Source organism: Actinoallomurus acaciae (genome assembly GCF_042429965.1).
Classification (GTDB): domain Bacteria; phylum Actinomycetota; class Actinomycetes; order Streptosporangiales; family Streptosporangiaceae; genus Actinoallomurus; species Actinoallomurus acaciae.
Window position 1 is genome coordinate 1 of sequence record NZ_JBHLZP010000622.1, and the last position, 4,350, is coordinate 4,350.

At 73.4% G+C, this 4,350-nt stretch carries 2 protein-coding genes; both read right to left on the minus strand.

Annotated elements, in window-relative coordinates; genetic code table 11:
* Positions 1–1,303 (minus strand): type I polyketide synthase (locus tag ACFFNX_RS43510; RefSeq protein ID WP_378212113.1); only part of this gene is annotated, 1,303 nt, incomplete at its 3' end.
* Between the two features lies 1 nt (position 1,304).
* The coding region (locus ACFFNX_RS43515) for an SDR family NAD(P)-dependent oxidoreductase (RefSeq protein ID WP_378212114.1) at positions 1,305–4,350 on the minus strand (3,046 nt) is incomplete at its 5' end.

Genomic DNA, 4,350 nt, shown 5'->3' on the forward strand with positions numbered 1-4,350 from the left:
GCAGGGATATCCCGGCGTTCCAGTCGATGTGCGGCGAAGGCTCATCGGCGTGAAGAGTCCTGGGCAGGACCCCGTGCCGCATCGACATGATTATTTTGATCATCCCGGCCACCCCCGACGCCGCCTGAGCGTGGGCGATGTTCGACTTGACGGATCCCACCCACAGCGGCCGATCGCGCTTCCGCGCCCGCCCGTAGGTGGCGATCAGCGCGTTCCCCTCGATCTCGTCGCCGAGGGTGGTGCCGGTGCCGTGTGCTTCGACGGCGTCGATCTCCTCGGGTCGCAGCCCCGCGTTGGCCAGCGCCGTCCGGATCACCCGCTCCTGCGACGGACCGTTCGGTGCGGTCAGCCCGTTACTGGCTCCGTCCTGGTTGACGGCGCTGCCACGGATGACGGCCAGGACGGGATGGCCGTTTCGGCGGGCGTCCGACAGACGCTCCAGCAGCACCAGCCCGGCCCCCTCGGAGGGCCCGAACCCGTCGGCGGTGGCGGAGAACGCCTTGCACCGACCATCGGGTGACAGGGCCCGCTGCCGCGACAGCTCCACGAACACGGCCGGCGACCCCATCACGGTCGCGCCGCCGGCCACCGCGAGCGAGCAGTCTCCCGTACGCAGGGACTGACAGGCCAGATGGATCGCGACCAGGGAGGAGGAGCAGGCGCTGTCCACGGTGACGGCCGGGCCCTCCAGCCCGAACACGTACGCCAGCCGGCCCGAGGCGACGCTGAGCGTGTTGCCGGTGAACACATATCCCTCGACGTCGCGTGGGGCGCCACTTATGCTCGGCACGTACTCCGAGCCTCCGGCGCCGACGAACACCCCGGTACCGGTGCCGCGCAACAGGGCCGGGTCCACTCCGGAGCGTTCGAACAGCTCCCAGGACACCTCCAGCAGCAGCCGCTGCTGCGGGTCCATCGCCAGCGCCTCACGCGGGCTGATCCCGAAGAACTCCGCGTCGAAGTCGGCCACCCCGCCCACGAACCCGCCTTCGCGTACGTAGGAGGTCCCCCCGTGGTCCGGGTCGGGGTCGTAGATCCCCGCCAGGTCCCACCCGCGGTCGGCCGGGAACCCCGACACCGCGTCGACCTCGCCGGACGCGACCTGCCACAGGTCTTCGGGGGACGCCACGCCGCCGGGGTACCGGCACGCCATCCCCACCACCGCGACCGGCTCCCGCGACCGCGCCTCGGCCTCCTCCAGACGCCCCACCTGACGCCGCAGCCGCTCGGCCTCCTTCACCGAACTCCGCAAGGCCGCGGCGACCTCGGTGTACGGTATGGCCGCCTCATCGGGTGCGTTCATGTCAGCCTTGGCCCTCCGGTCGCGCCATCCGTACCAGTTCCGCCACGCCCATCACGTCGATGCGGTCGTCTCCGTCCTGATCCGCCGCGTCGCCGTTCGCGTGCCCGTTCGGGACGAGTTCCTCGTCAAGGCGCGCGGCCAGCGCGATCGGGGTCGGATGGTCGAAGACCAACGACCTCGGCAGGGCCAGGCCGGTCACCTGCCTGAGCCGCTTGCACAGCTCGATGCCGGTCACCGAGTCGAAGCCCAGTTCCGCGAACTTCCGGTCGGCCCTGATGGGTGCGGGGTCGTCATGGCCGAGCACCAGCGCGGTCTGACCGCACACCAGCGTCAGCAGTTCCTGCTCGCGGGCCGCCGCGGAGAGCCCGGCGAGGGTCCCGGCCAGATCCGATGGCCCCTGCCCCGACGCCGCGTCATCCGCACTGACCAGCTCGCCGATGAGCGGCCGCTCACGAGCCGCGGCGAAGCTGTCGGCGAAGCGGTCCCAGTCCATGTCGGCGACCGACACGAAGGTCTCGCCGCGCTCCAGCACGTACCGCAGCGCCTGGAGCGCCAGGTCGGGCGGCATGGTGCGCATGCCCCGGCGGCGGAGGAATTCCTCGGACTCGGACGTGGCGGCGATTCCTTCGCCCGCCCAGCCGCCCCAGGCCACCGAGGTCGCCGGGAGCCCGTCCGCCTGCCTGGCCTCCGCCAGGGCGTCGAGGTACGCGTTGGCCGCCGAGTAGGCGCCCTGTCCGCCGCTGCCCCAGACGCCGGCGTTGGAGGAGAAGAGCACGAACGCGTCGAGGGGCTGCCGGCCGAAGACCGCGTGCAGGTTCGCCGCCCCGGTCGCCTTGGCGGCGAGGACGTCGGCGAACTCGCTCAGGTCATCGCCCGGCCTGGCGTCCATCCGCCCGACGACGCCGGCGGTGTGGAAGACGGACGTCGGCGCGTGCTCGGCGACGAGTTCCCCGAGAGCGTCGCGGTCCGCGACGTCGCAGGCGGCGATGGTGACGCGCGGTCCCAGCCGCGTCAGTTCCCTCAGCAGGTCGTCCGCACCCGGTGCCCGCAGCCCCTGCCTGCTGACGAGCAGCAGATGATCGGCTCCCTCGCGGGCCAGCCAGCGGGCGACGTGCCGGCCCAGGGCTCCCGTCCCGCCGGTCACCAGTACCGTTCCGCGGGGGTTCCAGTCTCGCGTCGCCCCCGTGGAACCGGCCCGGACCAGTCTCCGGAGGTACAGGCCGTCGTCCCTGACGGCGAGCTGGTCCTCGTCCTGGACGCCGCCGAGCGCGGCCCGCAGCCGGTCCCGAGCCGGGGCGTCCACCGCGGACGGAAGGTCGATCTGCCCGCCCCAGCGTGCGGGGATGTCCAGGCCGAGCACGCGGGTGAACCCGAGGACCTCCGCCTGCGTGGGGCCGGTCACCGGTGCGCCCGCGCCGACCGCGCCACAGGTCAGGAACCACATGGGGGCCTCGACGCCCGCTTCGCCGAGTACCCGGATCAGCGTGGCCGTGTCCGCGAGGCCGTGAGTGATCATGGGGTGCCCGGCGCACGGGGTCTCGTCGAGGGCCAGCAGGGACACCACGCCGGAGATGTCGCGCGACTGCGAGACGTCCTGCGGCGAGAACGGCGTCGTCAGCCGCCGGACCTCGGCTCCGCCGCCGGTGAGGGCGTCGACGCAGCCCTCCACCCAGGGGTGCGCGGCCGCCTCGCCCCGGGGCGTCACGACCAGCCACGTCCCGCTCGGGGCGGACGCCGCGACGGGGACGGGACGCCAGGCGACGTGGTAGCACAGCGATTCCACCGTGGGCCGGTCGCGAGATCCGCGTCGCCAGGAGGCGAGGAGGGGCAGCACCGCCGCCAGCGACGCCCGGGCCCGGTCATCGGCGCCCAGCTCCGTCGCGAGGCCGTCGAGGTCGTCCCGCTCGACCGCGTCCCAGAAGACATCCGTGTCCTGACCGGCCCAGATACGTGAGTCGGGCGGTACGCCCGGGAAGAGCGCCGGCCAGTGGACGGGGACGCCCTCCGCCCACGCCCGGGCGGCGGAGCCGAGGAAGTGGACCAGGCTCCCCCGATCCCGCCGCAGCGTGCCGGTCACGCGTACGCCGGACGCCCCGAGGGTCTCTTCGATGCCCAGGGTGAGGATGGGATGAGGACTGATCTCGGTGAAGACCGAGTGGCCCTGGCCGTGGAGCCGCCGGACGGCCCGCTCGAACTCGACCGGCTCCCTGAGCGAGCGGTACCAGTAGTCCGCGGTCATCCGCGACGTGTCGATCAGGTCCCCCATGAGGGCCGAGCAGAAGGGCACCTGGGCCGTGGTCGGCGTGATGCCGCTCAGCGCGTCGAGGACACGGGTGCGGACCCGCTCGACCGAGGCGGAGTGGGAGGCGTAGTCCACCTGGACGCGCCGGGTCCGGATGCCGTCCGCGGCGCAGGCGACGGCCAGCTTCTCCAGCGCGTCGTCGTCGCCGGCGACCACCACCGAACGCGGGCTGTTGACCGCCGCCAGGGAGAGGCGTTCGCCGAGGCGGGCCGAGATCTCGTCGCGGCTCGCCTCGACCGACAGCATCCCGCCCTGGCCGGTGATCTCCGCCAGGGCCTGGCTGCGGAGCGCCACGACGCGCGCGGCGTCCTCCAGCGACAGGGCGCCCGCCACGCACGCCGCCGCGATCTCGCCCTGGGAATGGCCGACCACCGCGGCCGGCCGGACCCCCAGCGACTGCCACAGGGCGGCCAGCGACACCATCACCGCGAACAGCGCCGGCTGCACCTCATCCGCTCGCTTCGGCTCACCGGCCCGCAGCGCCTCGATGACCGAGAAGCCGGTGAACGGCCGCAGGGCTTCGTCGCACTCGCGCATGCGCCGGGCGAAGACCGGCGCCGACTCCATGAGCTCCAGGCCCATCCCGGCCCACTGCGAGCCCTGGCCGGGGAAGACCCAGACCACCCCAGCCGACGAGGAACCCGCCACGCCGGGTTCGGCGTCATCCAGGGCCCGCAGCAGGTCCTGCCGCCCGGCCCCCGCGACCGCGGCGTGGAAGACGAGGCCCGGCCGCCCGGCCAGCGCC